At 70.9% G+C, this 14046-nt stretch carries 12 protein-coding genes; 6 read left to right on the forward strand and 6 right to left on the reverse strand.

Annotated elements, in window-relative coordinates; all coding sequences use genetic code 11:
* Positions 1-30: 30 nt before the first annotated feature.
* From AB0P24_RS38060 to AB0P24_RS38080, 5 genes are read right to left on the reverse strand one after another with little or no spacing between them, the layout of a single operon-like run.
* Positions 31-831 (reverse strand): ABC transporter permease, encoded by an 801-nt coding sequence (locus AB0P24_RS38060; protein WP_365802237.1) that lies wholly within the window; start codon positions 829-831, stop codon positions 31-33.
* Positions 832-1764, reverse strand: a complete 933-nt coding sequence (locus tag AB0P24_RS38065) for an ABC transporter permease (protein ID WP_365802239.1) — start codon at positions 1762-1764, stop codon at positions 832-834. It lies immediately after the preceding gene.
* Positions 1764-2909 (reverse strand): ABC transporter ATP-binding protein, encoded by a 1146-nt coding sequence (locus tag AB0P24_RS38070; RefSeq protein ID WP_365802241.1) that lies wholly within the window; start codon positions 2907-2909, stop codon positions 1764-1766. Before AB0P24_RS38070 ends, AB0P24_RS38065 begins: the two co-directional genes overlap by 1 nt.
* 7 nt (positions 2910-2916) lie before the next feature.
* Positions 2917-4152, reverse strand: a complete 1236-nt coding sequence (locus tag AB0P24_RS38075) for a spermidine/putrescine ABC transporter substrate-binding protein (protein WP_365802243.1) — start codon at positions 4150-4152, stop codon at positions 2917-2919.
* A gap of 52 nt (positions 4153-4204) precedes the next feature.
* Positions 4205-5740 carry a gamma-aminobutyraldehyde dehydrogenase gene (locus tag AB0P24_RS38080; RefSeq protein ID WP_365802245.1) on the reverse strand — a complete coding sequence of 512 codons (1536 nt, stop codon included), beginning with the start codon at positions 5738-5740 and terminating at the stop codon, positions 4205-4207.
* 209 nt (positions 5741-5949) lie between these two features.
* Here AB0P24_RS38080 and AB0P24_RS38085 point away from each other — a divergent pair, with 209 nt between their 5' ends.
* Positions 5950-6522, forward strand: a complete 573-nt coding sequence (locus AB0P24_RS38085; RefSeq protein WP_365802247.1) for an NADAR family protein — start codon at positions 5950-5952, stop codon at positions 6520-6522.
* 122 nt (positions 6523-6644) lie between these two features.
* Here AB0P24_RS38085 and AB0P24_RS38090 read toward each other — a convergent pair whose 3' ends face one another.
* The gene (locus AB0P24_RS38090) at positions 6645-7376 is read right to left on the reverse strand and encodes a DUF4190 domain-containing protein (RefSeq protein WP_365802249.1); all 732 of its coding nucleotides are present in this window, start codon (positions 7374-7376) and stop codon (positions 6645-6647) included.
* 37 nt (positions 7377-7413) lie between these two features.
* Here AB0P24_RS38090 and AB0P24_RS38095 point away from each other — a divergent pair, with 37 nt between their 5' ends.
* The 5 genes from AB0P24_RS38095 to AB0P24_RS38115 all read left to right on the forward strand — a co-directional run.
* Positions 7414-8610, forward strand: a complete 1197-nt coding sequence (locus AB0P24_RS38095; RefSeq protein WP_365802251.1) for an adenosine deaminase — start codon at positions 7414-7416, stop codon at positions 8608-8610.
* A 32-nt stretch (positions 8611-8642) separates the two neighbouring features.
* A complete protein-coding gene (locus AB0P24_RS38100) occupies positions 8643-9338 on the forward strand; it encodes a glycerophosphodiester phosphodiesterase (RefSeq protein ID WP_365802253.1) in 696 nt (231 codons plus the stop codon).
* Positions 9339-9783: 445 nt separating this feature from the next.
* A complete protein-coding gene (locus AB0P24_RS38105; RefSeq protein ID WP_365802255.1) occupies positions 9784-10959 on the forward strand; it encodes a serine hydrolase domain-containing protein in 1176 nt (391 codons plus the stop codon).
* Between the two features lie 220 nt (positions 10960-11179).
* Positions 11180-11908, forward strand: coding sequence for a response regulator transcription factor (locus AB0P24_RS38110; RefSeq protein ID WP_365802260.1), 729 nt, complete (start codon positions 11180-11182; stop codon positions 11906-11908).
* 350 nt (positions 11909-12258) lie between these two features.
* Positions 12259-14046: NAD-dependent malic enzyme (locus AB0P24_RS38115; protein WP_365802256.1), on the forward strand; the 1788-nt coding region annotated here is incomplete at its 3' end.

Genomic DNA, 14046 nt, shown 5'->3' on the forward strand with positions numbered 1-14046 from the left:
GATTTCAACTCCCTACGGATTCGTCTGGGGTTATGCCTTTTGCCTGGTGCGGCGGTTGGTGATGAGCATCGAGGTCAGGACGAACAGCACGGCGACCAGGAACATGGCCGTACCGATGACATTGATCTGGACGGGGGTGCCGCGCTGTGCCGAACCCCAGACGAACATGGGGAAGGTGACGGTGGAGCCCGCGTTGAAATTGGTGATGATGAAATCGTCGAAGGAGAGCGCGAAGGAGAGCAGCGCGCCCGCCGCGATTCCGGGGGCCGCGATGGGGAGGGTGACCCTGAGGAACGTCTGCGCCGGTCCGGCGTACAGGTCCCGGGCGGCTTCCTCCAGGCGCGGGTCCATCGACATCACGCGCGCCTTGACCGCGGTGACGACGAAGCTGAGGCAGAACATGATGTGGGCGATCAGGATGGTGTAGAAGCCGAGCTGCGCGCCCATGTTGAGGAACAGGGTGAGCAGCGAGGCCGCCATGACGACCTCGGGCATCGCCATCGGCAGGAAGATCAGCGAGTTGACGGCACCGCGGGCGCGGAACCGGTAGCGGACCAGCGCGAAGGCGATCATCGTGCCGAGCACGGTGGCGCCGATCGTCGCCAGGGCGGCGATCCGGAGGCTGATGGAGAGCGAGCCGCACATGTCGGCGACGCCGCACGGCTGCTTCCAGGCGTCGAGCGAGAACTGCTGCCATTCGTAGTTGAAGCGCCCCTTCGGTTTGTTGAAGGAGAACACCGTGACGATGACGTTCGGAAGGAGAAGATATCCGAGGGTCAGCAGTCCCGCGATGACGACGAGATTCTTCTTGAGCCAGTTGACGAAGGGCATTTAGACCAGATCCTCCGTCCCGGACCGGCGAATGTAGATGGTGACCATGGCGAGGATCGCGGCCATGAGGATGAAGGAGAGCGCGGCCGCTGTCGGATAGTCGAGAATCCGCAGGAACTGCGTCTGGATCACGTTTCCGATCATGCGGGTGTCGGTCGAGCCGAGGAGTTCGGCGTTGACGTAGTCACCGGCCGCCGGGATGAAGGTCAGCAGCGTGCCGGAGACCACGCCCGGCATCGACAGCGGGAAGGTGACCTTCCGGAACGTCGTCCACGGCTTGGCGTACAGGTCGCCGGCGGCCTCGTGCAGCCGTCCGTCGATCCGCTCCAGCGAGGTGTAGAGCGGCAGGATCATGAACGGCAGGAAGTTGTACGTCAGACCGCAGACGACGGCGAGCGGTGTGGCCAGCACCCGGTCGCCCGCCGTCCAGCCGAGGAAGTCCGTGAGGCTCAGTATGTGCAGCGAGTTCAGGGCGTGCACGACCGGGCTGTTGTCGGCCAGGATCGTCTTCCAGGCCAGGGTGCGGATCAGGAAGCTGGTGAAGAACGGCGCGATCACCAGGATCATGATCAGGTTCCGCCAGCGTCCGGCGCGGAAGGCGATCAGGTACGCCAGCGGGTAGCCGAGCAGCAGACACAGCACCGTCGCGGCGGCCGCGTAGAAGACGGACCTGAGGAACTGCGGCCAGTACTCGCTCAGCGCGTCCCAGTAGGTCGCGAAGTGCCAGGTGACCTTGTAGCCCTCTTCCAGGGAGCCCGTCTGGACGGACGTGGACGCCTGGTAGATCATCGGCAGGGCGAAGAAGACGACCAGCCAGAGGATGCCGGGCAGCAGCAGCCAGTAGGGAGTCCACCTGCCGCGCTTGCGCGGGGGCTTCGCCGTCTCGGGTTCGGCGGGCGCCAGGGGCGGGGGCGCCTCGGAGAGCGTGGCCATCAGGCGGCCTCCTCCTCGGTGCCGGCGTCGATGTCCTGGGCGGCGTCGAGGCCGAAGGTGTGGGCCGGGCTCCAGTGCAGGACGACGTCGGCGCCCGGCACGAGCCGGCCGTCGCGTTCGACGTTCTGCACGTACACCGCGAATTCGTCGCAGACCGGGCTGTCGATGACGTACTGCGTGGAGACACCGATGAAACTGGCGTCGACGACCTTGCCGGTGATCCGGTTGCGGCCCTCGGGCACCGATCCCGCGTCGTCCGCGTGGCTGAGGGAGATCTTCTCGGGCCGGATCCCGACCAGCACCTTGCCGCCGGTCGTGGTCGGCGCCGAACATCGTGCCTCGGGCAGCACCAGCTTCCCGCCGCCGGCCTTCAGGACGATGTCGTCCCCGTTCTTCGTGTCGACCTCGGCCTCGATCAGGTTCGAGGTGCCGAGGAAGTTGGCCACGAAGGTGGTGTTCGGGTTCTCGTAGAGATCGGCCGGCGAGCCGAGCTGCTCGACGCGCCCCGCGTTCATCACGGCGACCGTGTCGGCCATGGTCATGGCCTCCTCCTGGTCGTGCGTGACGTGGATGAAGGTGATGCCGACCTCGGTCTGGATCCGCTTGAGCTCCAGCTGCATCTGACGGCGCAGCTTGAGGTCGAGGGCGCCGAGCGGCTCGTCCAGGAGGAGCACCTTGGGGTGGTTGATGAGTGCCCGTGCCACCGCGACCCGCTGCTGCTGGCCGCCGGAGAGCTGGTGCGGTTTCTTGCGCGCCTGCTCGCCGAGCTGGACCAGCTCCAGCATGTCCTCGACCTGCTTCTTCACGCTCTTGATGCCGCGCCGGCGCAGACCGAAGGCGACGTTCTCGAAGATGTCGAGGTGCGGGAAGAGGGCGTACGACTGGAAGACCGTGTTCACCGGCCTCTTGTACGGCGGCAGATGGGTCACGTCCTGGTCGCCGAGGTGCACGGTGCCGCTGGTCGGCTCCTCCAGCCCCGCGATCATGCGCAGGGTGGTGGTCTTGCCGCAGCCGGAGGCGCCGAGGAGGGCGAAGAAGGAGCCCTGCGGCACGGTCAGGTCCATGGGCTGGACGGCGGTGAAGCCGTTGTCGTAGGTCTTGCCGATGCCGGTGAGGCGGACGTCGCCGCTGCTGTCTGTCGTCATGGTGTCGTCACGCCCCTGTGAGCTTCGCGAACTTCTGCTGGTAGGCCGTCTCTTCCTTCGAGCTCAGCGAGCGGAAGGCGTGGGACCTGGCCTGCATGGCCTTGTCGGGAACGATCAGCGGGTTGCCGGCCGCCGACTTGTCGATCTTGGCAAGGTACGGCTTCACGTCCGCGACCGGGCTCACGTAGTTGATGTACGCGGCGAGTTCGGCGGCCGGCCCGGGCTCGTAGTAGTAGTCGATGAGCCGCTCGGCGTTCGTCTTGTGGCGCGCCTTGTTCGGGATCAGCATGTTGTCGGTCGACGTCATGTAGCCGCTGGCCGGGATGACGTAGGAGACGTCCGGGTTGTCCGCCTGGAGCTGGACGATGTCACCGGCCCAGGCGACACAGGCGGCCAGGTCGCCCTTGCTGAGGTCCGAGGTGTAGTCGTTGCCGGTGAAGCGGCGGATCTGGCCCTTGTCGACGGCCTTCTGCAGGCGGGCGATGACCGAGTCGTAGTTGTCGTTGGTGAACTTCGCGGGGTCGATGCCCATGTCGAGCATGGTCATGCCGATGGTGTCGCGCATCTCGGTCAGCAGGCCGACCCGGCCCTTGAGGGCGGGGTTGTCGAGCAGGTCGGAGACCGACTTCACCTCGACGCCGTTCAGCGCCTTCTTGTTGAAGGCGACGACCGTCGAGATGCCCTGCCAGGGGTAGGAGTACGCCCGGCCCGGGTCCCAGTCGGGGCTGCGGAACTGGTCCGACAGGTTGGCGAAGGCGTGCGGCAGGTTCGACGCGTCCAGCTTCTGGACGTAGCCGAGCCGGATCATGCGGGCGGCCAGCCAGTCGGTGAGGACGATCAGGTCCCGGCCGGTGTCCTGGCCGGCGGCGAGCTGCGGCTGGATCTTGCCGAAGAACTCGTCGTTGTCGTTGATGTCCTCGGTGTACTTGACCGTGATGCCGGTCCGCTTGCGGAACGCGTCCAGGGTGGGATGGTTCTTCCCGCTGTCGTCGACGTCGATGTACTCCGGCCAGTTGGAGAAGTTGACGACCTTCTCCGTGGCCGAGTGGTCGTCGGCGGAGACCCCGCCCTGGGACTTGCCGGCCGCGGGGATGCCGCAGGCGCTCAGCGCCCCGACGCCGCCCACCGCGAGCGCGCCGCCCAGGAACGACCGGCGGGCCAGGGCGGCCCGGCCGGAGCGGAGACTGCGCCGCATGGCGGCCACTTCGACCGGGGTCGGGCGGTCGGGCTCGTACTGCCTCATACGCTTGCTGCCCTTTCGGGAAGGGGGCCGTGACGAACGGCCGAAGAGGTGACTATCGGTCCCCGAAGATCGTGCGGTGCCAGTCCTTCCGCGACACCGCCGTATTGTCGAACATAACGTGCTTGACCTGGGTGTACTCCTCGAACGAATACACCGACATGTCCTTGCCGAAGCCGGACGCCTTGTAGCCGCCGTGCGGCATCTCGCTGATGATCGGAATGTGGTCGTTGACCCACACGCACCCCGCCTTGATCTCGCGGGTCGCCCGGTTCGCCCGGTAGACGCCGGTGGTCCACGCCGAGGCGGCCAGACCGTAGGGGGTGTCGTTGGCCAGCCGGATGCCCTCATCATCACTGTCGAACGGCAGGACGACCAGCACCGGACCGAAGATCTCGGACTGGACGATCTCGCTGTCCTGCGGCGCGTCGGCGATCAGGGTGGGCCGGTAGTAGGCGCCGCTCTTCAGCTCCCCCTGCGGCGCCTCACCGCCGGTCACCACGCGCGCGTAGCCGCGCGCCCGCTCCACGAACCCGGCGACCCGGTCCCGCTGGGTGTGCGAGATCAGCGGCCCGAGGTCGGTACCGGGAGCGAACGGATCCCCGAGCCGCACGGTCTCCATCAGCGCCGCCGTCCGCTCCACGAAGGCCTCGTAGAGCGGCCGCTGCACGTAAGCGCGCGTGGCGGCGGTGCAGTCCTGCCCGGTGTTGATGAGCGCCCCGGCCACGGCCCCGTGCACGGCCGCCTCCAGGTCGGCGTCGTCGAACACCACGAAGGGAGCCTTGCCGCCGAGCTCCAGGTGCAGCCGCTTGACGGTCGCGGTCGCGACCTCGGCGACCCGCTTGCCGACACCGGTGGAGCCGGTGAAGGAGGTCATGGCGACGTCGGGGTGCCCGACGAGGTGCTCACCGGCCTCCTTCCCCGTCCCGGTGACGACGTTGACGACCCCGTCGGGGATACCGGCGAGGGTGGCCGCCTCGGCGAAGAGAAGCGAGGTGAGCGGGGTCAGCTCGGCCGGCTTCAGCACGATGGTGTTGCCGGCGGCGATCGCCGGGAGGATCTTCCAGGCGGCCATCTGGAGCGGATAGTTCCAGGGCGCGATCGACCCGACGACACCGATCGGCTCCCGGCGGATGTACGACGTGTGGTCACCGGAGTACTCGGCGGCGGCCTGCCCCTGCAGATGCCGGGCCGCCCCCGCGAAGAACGCGGTGTTGTCGATGGTCCCCGGTACGTCGAACTCGCGCGTGAGCTTCAGCGGCTTGCCGCACTGGAGGGACTCGGCACGGGCGAATTCCTCGGCGCGGTCGGCGAGCACGGCGGCGAACCGGTGCAGCGCGTCGGACCGCTCGCCGGGGGTGGTGGCGGCCCAGCCGGGGAAGGCGTCCCGGGCGGCGGCGACGGCCCGGTCGACGTCCTCGGTACCGGCCAGCTCGTACGTGTACACGTCCATGCCGGTGGCCGGGTCGACGACGGCGTGGGTACGGCCCGACGTGCCCTTGGCGAACCGTCCCGCGATGTACTGCGCGCCGCCGGCGAGCCGCTCCTGCGCGGGGAAGGTCTCCGGGGTGGCTGTGCCCGGGTTGTCCATGTCGCTTCTCCTCCGCCGTCACCCCGCCCCGAGGGGCGGGTGGCGTAGCTCCAGCTGGATTTGACTGCCGATCCTGACAGAGCAGAAGGAGTGCAACAAGTGATTCCGTTGTTGCCTTTTGGTTAAGCGACGGAATCTGTCAACCAGGTGTCGAGCCGACACCGAAAAGGCAGGACGGAGTGTCAGTGGTGCCTGCCAGACTGGCGTGCATGGCGGAGATCGATTCTGCGGAGGCCCTGATGAGGGCGGTCCAGGCGGGGGCCAGGATCAGGTACCTGCACTTCTGGGGACACCGGCCGAGGCCGGACGGGCGGGTGTCGGCGAGCTGCCTGAGCCAGTGGTGGCCGTCGCGCTTCGTGGTCGACGGTGTGGAGTACGCGACCGCCGAGCACTGGATGATGGCGGGGAAGGCCCGGCTCTTCGGGGACGCGGAGGCGGAGCGCGCGGTCCTGGCGGCGAAGCACCCCGCGGAGGCGAAGAAGGCGGGCCGGCTGGTCCGCGGCTTCGACGAGGAGACATGGCGGCGGGAGCGCTTCGGGCTCGTGACCGAGGGCAGCGTGCACAAGTTCGCCGCCGACACCGGGCTGCGGGACTTCCTGCTGGGCACCGGCGACCGGGTCCTGGTGGAGGCGAGCCCGGTGGACCGGATATGGGGCATCGGCCTGACGGCGACGGACGCGGGGGCGGCGGATCCGGGCAGGTGGAGGGGGCTGAACCTGCTGGGGTTCGCGTTGATGGAGGCGCGGGAGCGCCTGGCGGCCAAGGGGACCGGTTCCGCCTGAGAGAGGCGCGTGGATTCAGCCCGACGGAACCGGCCCTGCCCCCGAGGGGCGCGGGGCTGTCGACATGCGGCTCCGCCGCGTGGGCGCGAGCAGCCCCGCCATCGGCAGCCGGACAACGGCCGCTAGGGGGTCCCCTGGCTTCCCGCCACCACGATCAAGGTGATGAACGCACCGGCGAGCACCAGCCCCGCCGACCCGCAGATGATCCCGGCCAGCGCCTGCCCGCCGTTCGTGGCCTGACCTCGGGTGACCCGGGCCCGCCCGATCGATCCGAGCACGATCGCCAGCACCCCCATCACCAGCGCGACCGGCGCCAGGCAGAACCCGACCGCACTGATGATCCCCGTCACCATGGCGGCCGTCCCCAGCCCGTTGTCGGGCATCGGCTGCATCCCGGGCCAGCCGCCGTAGCCCCCGGGCCCGCCCGGGTACGGCGGAAGCGGCTGGCCGGGATAGCCGTACCCCGGCACCGGAGCGCCGCCGGGACCAGGGGCGCCGGGATGGCCGTACGGGAGGGGCCCCGGCCCGTTCGGGGCGATCGGCGGTGGCGGCACCGCCGCACTGGGCGGCTGCTGCGCCGCGGGAGGGGCGTAGGGGTTGGGCGACGGCGCGGCGGGATCCGGTGCCGCGAAGGGGTTCGTCCGCGGGGCCGGCCGCGGCGGGGAGGGCGCCGCGAAGGGGTTGGCCCAGCCCTGCGGCGGCGTGGTCGCGGAGGCGTCCGGCCCCGGTATCGCCGCGGCCGTCCGCTCGTCGTGAACCCCCGGCGGCACCGACACCGGCCCCGGCTCCTGCGCCCCGGCGCCCTCCCCCTTGTCCAGCCGTACCTTCGGAGCCTTCGGCGCCTCGTCAGCCATCTCGCGATGTCCCCTCTCCCGCGCGCATGCCGCCGTCATGTTACGGCCCGGCCCCACACCGGCCCCCGGCCCGGCCTACGATGACCCCGGATCACCGATCAGCCGATCACCGCGCAGGGCCCCGCGGCCGTACCCCGCCGCAGGCGGCCCGCGCCGTTCCGGGGAGGAACCCTTGACCGACCGCCACACCGACCCCGCCGCGCTGCGCGACGTGCACGCCTTCATCGCCGGACTGCCCAAGGCCGAACTGCACGTCCACCACGTCGGCTCCGCCTCCCCGCGCATCGTGTCGGAACTGGCCGCCCGGCACCCCGACTCCAAGGTCCCGACCGACCCCGAGGCGCTGGCCGACTACTTCACGTTCACGGACTTCGCCCACTTCATCGAGGTCTACCTGTCGGTGGTCGACCTGATCCGCACGCCCGAGGACGTACGGCTGCTCACCTACGAGGTGGCCCGCGATCTGGCCCGCCAGCAGGTGCGCTACGCCGAACTGACGATCACCCCGTTCTCGTCCACCCGGCGCGGCATCGACGCGCGGGCGTTCATGGACGCGATCGAGGACGCGCGCAAGGCGGCGGAGGCCGAGTTCGGCACCGTGCTGCGCTGGTGCTTCGACATCCCCGGCGAGGCGGGTCTGGAGTCCGCCGAGGAGACGGCACGGCTGGCGACCGACGACCGGATCCGCCCGGAGGGCCTGGTCTCCTTCGGTCTCGGCGGCCCCGAGATCGGGGTGCCCCGGCCGCAGTTCAAGCCGTACTTCGACCAGGCGATCGCGGCCGGCCTGCGCTCCGTTCCGCACGCGGGCGAGACCACCGGCCCCGGCACGGTCTGGGACGCGCTGACCCACCTGCGCGCCGAGCGGATCGGGCACGGCACCAGCTCCGCGCAGGACCCGGAGCTGCTCGCCCACCTCGCCGAGCACCGCATCGCGCTGGAGGTGTGCCCGACCTCCAACATCGCCACCCGCGCGGTCCGCACCCTCGAAGAGCACCCGATCAAGGACTTCGTGGACGCCGGTGTCCTGGTCACGGTCAACTCCGACGACCCGCCGATGTTCGGCACCGACCTCAACAACGAGTACGCCGTCGCCGCCCGCCTCCTCGGCCTCGACGAGCGCGGCCTCGCGGACCTCGCGAAGAACGCGGTGGAGGCGTCCTTCCTGGACCTGTCGGGCAAGACGAGGATCTCGGCCGAGATCGACGCGTACACGAAGGCGTGGCTCGCCCCCTGACGGCCCCCGCGGAGCCCTGAGACCATGGGCTCATGCAGACCGTGACCGCCGTGGCCCACCGCGGCGACCCCTATCGCTTCCGCGAGAACACCCTCGACTCCCTGCGTTCCGCGCTCCGCCGGGGCGCGGACGCGGTGGAGATCGACGTCCGGCTCACCCGCGACGGCGTTCCCGTCCTCCTCCACGACGGCACCCTCAAGCGGTTGTGGGAACACGACCGCCCGCTGAGCGCCCTGTCGGCGGACGAGGTGCGCGGCCTCACCGCGGGCGGTGTCCCGACCCTCGCCGAGGCGCTGGCGGCGACCGAGGGCAGCCGGGTGATGATCGACCTGCCCGGGGACCCGAGCGAGCGGGCGGTGGCGAGGATCGTGGCGGTGGCCCGGGAGTGCGACGCGACGGACCGCGTCTACTACACGGGGGACGCCGTCGCGATGCTGGCGGTCCGGGCGGCCGACCGGTCCGCCGAGATCGCGCTGACCCGCACGACCCTGGCGCCGACCCGCCCCGCGCTCCTGGAAGCGATCCGCCCCCGCTACCTCAACTACCGCTTCACCCTGCTCGACCGCGCACTGGCCGAACACGTCCACCGCAGTGGCTGTCTCGTCTCGTGCTGGACCCCGGACACCCGGCGCTCGTTGCGCCGTCTGCTGGACCTGGGCGTCGACTCGATCACCACCAACAGGGTGGACGCGCTCAACGCCGTGCGTGGCGTCGCGACCGGCTTCTGAGGCACCGTCGCCGGATCACTCGGCGTCTTCCGCGTCACGCACCGCGGCCCGGGCGCCGAGTCCGTCCCGTCGTCCCGCACCAGCCCCTGCCGAATCGACCCCTGCGCAGGCCCGTACAGCACGTCCTTCTCCACCGCGTCCCATGACGACGGGAAGACGCGCACCCCGTGGTCGGCCCCCGCTCGTGCACCGCGAAACGTCACGCGGCCGTCCACGCAGCAGGAGCAGTGGTACTCGTTCTCCCGCATCTGCTGAGCCCGGAGATCCAACACCGCCCGCCGGCAGTCGGCCCCTAGGGATGATCCCCGTCAAATCCCCTGTGTTCAGCGGTAGTTGCTGGGGGACACCTCAGGGGCGCACGCCCTCCTCGCCGACGATCCGGCCGGCCGCCGTGTCCCCGGAGGATGTCCGGGTCCCTTCCCCTCCCCTCCTCTGGAGCTCACGCATGCGTGCCCACCCCCGGAGCACCGCCCTCGCCGCCTCCCTCGCCTTGGCCCTCGCCGCCGGGCCGCTGGCCGCGCCCGCCTTCGCCGCAGCCCCGACCCCAGCCCCAGCTGCCACCCCCGCCGCTGTACCGGCCTATGTCGGCCCGGACGCCGAGGCGCTGCGTGCCGCGATCGCCGGACTGCCGGACGCGGACGCCACCGCCGCGCTGGTCCGGGTGGGCGGCACCGACGGCGCCTGGCGGGGCAGCGCGGGCGTGCACGACCTGGCGAGCGGCCGGGCGGCGGACCCGGACGCCCGTTTCCGGGCCGGTTCGACGACCAAGGTGGTGACGGCGGCGGTCGTGCTGAAACTGGCGGCACAGCACCGCGTCGACCTCGACACGCCCGTCCAGCACTACCTCCCGGGCCTGTTCACCCGGGCCTTCCGACCCATCTCCGTAAGGGAGTTGCTGAACCACACCAGCGGCATCCGGGCGGGCGACGGCTGGGGCGACTCCTTCGAGGCGCAGTACGCACACCGCTTCGACACGCTCACCCCGGAGCAGGTCGTGCGGTCGGCGGTGGCAAAGGGACCCGAGTTCGCGCCGGGGACGCAGCAGGACTACCTCAACATCAACTACACCGTGCTCGGGCTGCTGATCGAGAAGGTGACCGGGCGGTCGTACGCCTCGGTGGCCGAGCGGCTGGTCCTCCGCCCGGCCGGGATGCGGGACACCTGTTTCCCCGGCACCGACCCGCGGATCAGCGGCCCGCACAACCACGGCTACCAGAAGGTGACGAAGGCCGACGGGACGACGGAGTTCGTGGACGTCACCGAGTGGAACCAGACGGACCGGTTCGCGGCAGGCGACATGATCTCCACGACAGCCGATCTGGAGCGGCTGCTCACCTCCCTCTTCCGGGGACGGATCGTGCCGCCGGGACCGCTGCTGGAGGAGATGTTCACGGTACCGGCGGGCATCGAGGGCGCCACCTACAGCGCCGGGCTTCAGCGCTTCGCGTACGAGGGCCGGGTGTACTGGGTCAAGTCGGGCTCCCGGTACGGCTACAGCGCCGTCATCGCCGGCACCCGGGACCTGAGCCGAACCCTCGTCTACTCCGTCAACGCCACCGACGCGAAGGGCGAGGACACGAACCCGGTCGCCGAGCGAATCGCACGCGCCGCCCTCAAGTAGGCCGGCGCCCAGATGTCCCGGTCCCGCTCCACCGCCCGGCCACGACCACGCGGGACCTTGACCACGGCGCGCAGGCCGTGCGGCTCGCCGCCGAACCGCGGCCCGGTGTGGTCCTCATGGACGTCGGGTCGCCCCCCTCTCCCGGCGCGGCGGTTCCAGGCGTAGCATGTGAACGAAACTGTTTCGTTCACGGAACGGACCTCGCATGGAGAAGACAGGCATGGTCTCCGTACTCGTCGTCAACGACCAATCCCTCCAACGCCTCGCCCTGCGTATGCTCCTCACCGCCGAGCCCGGCCTGACGGTCGTCGGGGAGGCGGCGGACGGGGACGAGGCGATCCGTGCGAGCGCCGCGCTCCGCCCCGACGTCGTCCTCATGGACAGCGGACTGTCCGGGGCGGACGCCCTCGACACCATCCGGCGCATCGCCCGCCCGGCCGCCCGGACCCGCACCCCCGCCCCCGCCCCCGCCCCCGCTCCCGCTCCCGGCTTCAGCGGCGAGGCGGCGGCCGCCTCCCGGGTCCTGATGCTGACCGCGGCCGAGCGGGAGGCGGACGCCTGGGCGGCCCTGCGAGCGGGTGCCGGCGGCTTCCTGCTCAACGACGCCGACCCGGCCGAACTGACCGCGGCCATCCGGGTGGTCGCGGCCGGCGACGCCGTCATCACGCCCGGGCTGACCCGCGCGCTCATCGACGCCGTCCGCCAGCAGCACACCGTCCGCCCCCTCCCCCGCGCCTCGGGGCCCGGCGCCCTCACCGGCCGCGAGCGCGACGTCCTCATCGCCGTGGCGGCCGGCTGGACCAACGCCGAGATCGCGCAGTGGCTGTCCATCGCCCCGACCACCGTGAAGACCCATGTCAGCAACGTCCTCACGAAGATCGGCGCCCGGGCCCGGGTGCAGGCGGTGACCTTCGCCTACGAGTCGGGACTGATCCGGCCGGCGGCCTGAGGCGCGCCGGGCGACGGCGACGGCGACGGCGGCAGGAGGGTGACGGCGACGCGGGCCGCAGAGGAGTCCTGATACACCACCGGGAATCCGTGAAACAGCCAGGTGTCGCGGGACTCATGCGCGCAGCTGATGGATCATCCTCTTTCCAGCTTTCCAGGTCTCCTGGTTTCCAGGTCTCCTGGTTTCCAGGTCTCCAGCCATTGGACGCACGCATGCCCGTCGGCCAAGGGTCGCAGGCGTCACGCGTCCGGTCAGGAAGCACCTCAAAGCGGCCCGCAGCCGGCCGGAAGCGACTGGGAGCGGCCCGGACGCGATCCTGGAAGCGATACGGAAACGGCAAGGAGCCGAACATGACGACCAAGTGGAATGCCGCCGGAAGGCGCATCCAGACCACCGCCCGCGGCCGTGCCGTGCTCTCCCAGCCCCGCCTCAACCGGGGCACCGCCTTCACTCCCGAGGAACGGCGGATGCTGGGCCTGGTGGGCCTGGTGCCGCCGGCCGTGCTGACCCTGGAACAGCAGGCCGAGCGGGCGTACCAGCAGTACGCGGCGCAGCCGACCGACCTGGCCAAGAACGTCAACCTCACCGCGCTGCACGACCGCAACGAGGTGCTCTTCTACCGCCTGCTCTGCGACCACCTCGACGAGATGCTGCCCATCGTCTACACCCCGACCGTCGGCAAGGCGATCCAGCGCTACAGCAACGAGTACCGGCGCCCGGCCGGTGTGTACCTGTCGGTGCACGCCCCGGAGGAGATCGAGGGCGCGCTCGCGGCCGCCGGCCTCGGACCGGACGACGTGGACCTGATCGTCGCCACGGACGGCGAGGCGATCCTCGGCATCGGCGACTGGGGCGTGGGCGGCATCGACATCTCGGTGGGCAAGCTCGCCGTCTACACCGCCGCCGCCGGCATCGACCCGGACCGCACCCTGGCGGTCATGCTGGACGTGGGCACCAACCGTCAGGAGCTCCTCGACAACCCGCTCTACCTCGGCAACCGGCACCCGCGCGTGGACCGGGAGACGTACGACGCCTTCATCGACGCCTACGTCACCACCGCCCGCCGGCTCTTCCCGAACGCCCTGCTGCACTGGGAGGACTTCGGTCCCGCCAACGCCCGCCGCATCCTGGAGCGTTACCGCCCGACCGAGTTCACCTTCAACGACGACATCCAGGGCACCGGCGCCGTCAACCTCGCCGCCGTGCTCTCCGGAGTGAAGGCCAGCGGGGTCCCGCTGCGCGACCACCGGGTCGTGGTCTTCGGCGCGGGCACCGCCGGCATCGGCGTCGCCGACCAGTTGCGGGACGCCATGGTCGCCGACGGGCTGACCGCCGAGCAGGCCACCGCCCGCATCTTCGGCGTCGACCGCCACGGCCTGCTCACCGAGGGGCAGCGGGACCTGCGCGACTTCCAGGTCCGCTACGCCCGCCCGGCCGCCGAGGTCGCCGGCTGGCAGCGGGACGAGACGGTGGGCGGCATCGCACTGGCCGAGGTCGTCGCGCGGGTCCGGCCGACGGTGCTGATCGGCACCTCCGGACAGGGCGGCTCCTTCACCGAGGAGATCGTCCGTGCGATGGCCGCCCACGCCGAGCGCCCGATCATCCTGCCGATGTCCAACCCGACGGACCTGGCCGAGGCGGTCCCCGCCGACCTGCTGGCGTGGACCGACGGTCGCGCCCTGATCGCCACCGGCAGCCCGTTCCGGCCGGTCGAGCAGGACGGGGTCAGGTACCTGATCGGGCAGGCCAACAACGCGCTGGTCTTCCCCGGCCTGGGCCTCGGCGCGATCGTCGCCCGGGCCACCCGGATCACCGACGGCATGCTGGTCGTCGCCGCGCACGCCGTCGCCGGGCAGACGGACGCCGACGGCCCCGGCGCGCCGATCCTGCCCCTCACCGACCAGTTGCGCGAGACCTCGGTGGCGGTCGCCGTGGCGGTGGCCCGGGCCGCGGCCGCCGACGGGGTGGCCGGCACGACCGTCGACGACTCCGTCGAGAAGCGGGTCAGGTCCGCCATGTGGCAGCCGGTGTACCTGCCCGTCGCCCACACGCTGCCCGAACAGAACGCCGTGGAGGTCGCGTCCCGTTACCTCCCCGCAAAGGCGGTCGGCGGCGACTGGTTCGACGTCATCCCGCTG

The sequence above is a fragment of the Streptomyces sp. NPDC086519 genome, from assembly GCF_040686075.1.
Taxonomy (GTDB): Bacteria; Actinomycetota; Actinomycetes; order Streptomycetales; family Streptomycetaceae; genus Streptomyces; species Streptomyces shenzhenensis.

Excerpts from the sequence above, each read along its gene's own strand:
- AB0P24_RS38100 (WP_365802253.1), top strand. The coding sequence starts at position 8,643 with ATGCAGACCGTGACCGCCGTGGCCCACCGCGGCGACCCCTATCGCTTC.
- AB0P24_RS38090 (WP_365802249.1), bottom strand. The coding sequence starts at position 7,376 with ATGGCTGACGAGGCGCCGAAGGCTCCGAAGGTACGGCTGGACAAGGGG.
- AB0P24_RS38095 (WP_365802251.1), top strand. The coding sequence starts at position 7,414 with ATGTTACGGCCCGGCCCCACACCGGCCCCCGGCCCGGCCTACGATGAC.
- AB0P24_RS38065 (WP_365802239.1), bottom strand. The coding sequence starts at position 1,764 with ATGGCCACGCTCTCCGAGGCGCCCCCGCCCCTGGCGCCCGCCGAACCC.
- AB0P24_RS38075 (WP_365802243.1), bottom strand. The coding sequence starts at position 4,152 with ATGAGGCAGTACGAGCCCGACCGCCCGACCCCGGTCGAAGTGGCCGCC.
- AB0P24_RS38070 (WP_365802241.1), bottom strand. The coding sequence starts at position 2,909 with ATGACGACAGACAGCAGCGGCGACGTCCGCCTCACCGGCATCGGCAAG.
- AB0P24_RS38110 (WP_365802260.1), top strand. The coding sequence starts at position 11,180 with ATGGTCTCCGTACTCGTCGTCAACGACCAATCCCTCCAACGCCTCGCC.
- AB0P24_RS38085 (WP_365802247.1), top strand. The coding sequence starts at position 5,950 with ATGGCGGAGATCGATTCTGCGGAGGCCCTGATGAGGGCGGTCCAGGCG.
- AB0P24_RS38060 (WP_365802237.1), bottom strand. The coding sequence starts at position 831 with ATGCCCTTCGTCAACTGGCTCAAGAAGAATCTCGTCGTCATCGCGGGA.
- AB0P24_RS38105 (WP_365802255.1), top strand. The coding sequence starts at position 9,784 with ATGCGTGCCCACCCCCGGAGCACCGCCCTCGCCGCCTCCCTCGCCTTG.
- AB0P24_RS38080 (WP_365802245.1), bottom strand. The coding sequence starts at position 5,740 with ATGGACAACCCGGGCACAGCCACCCCGGAGACCTTCCCCGCGCAGGAG.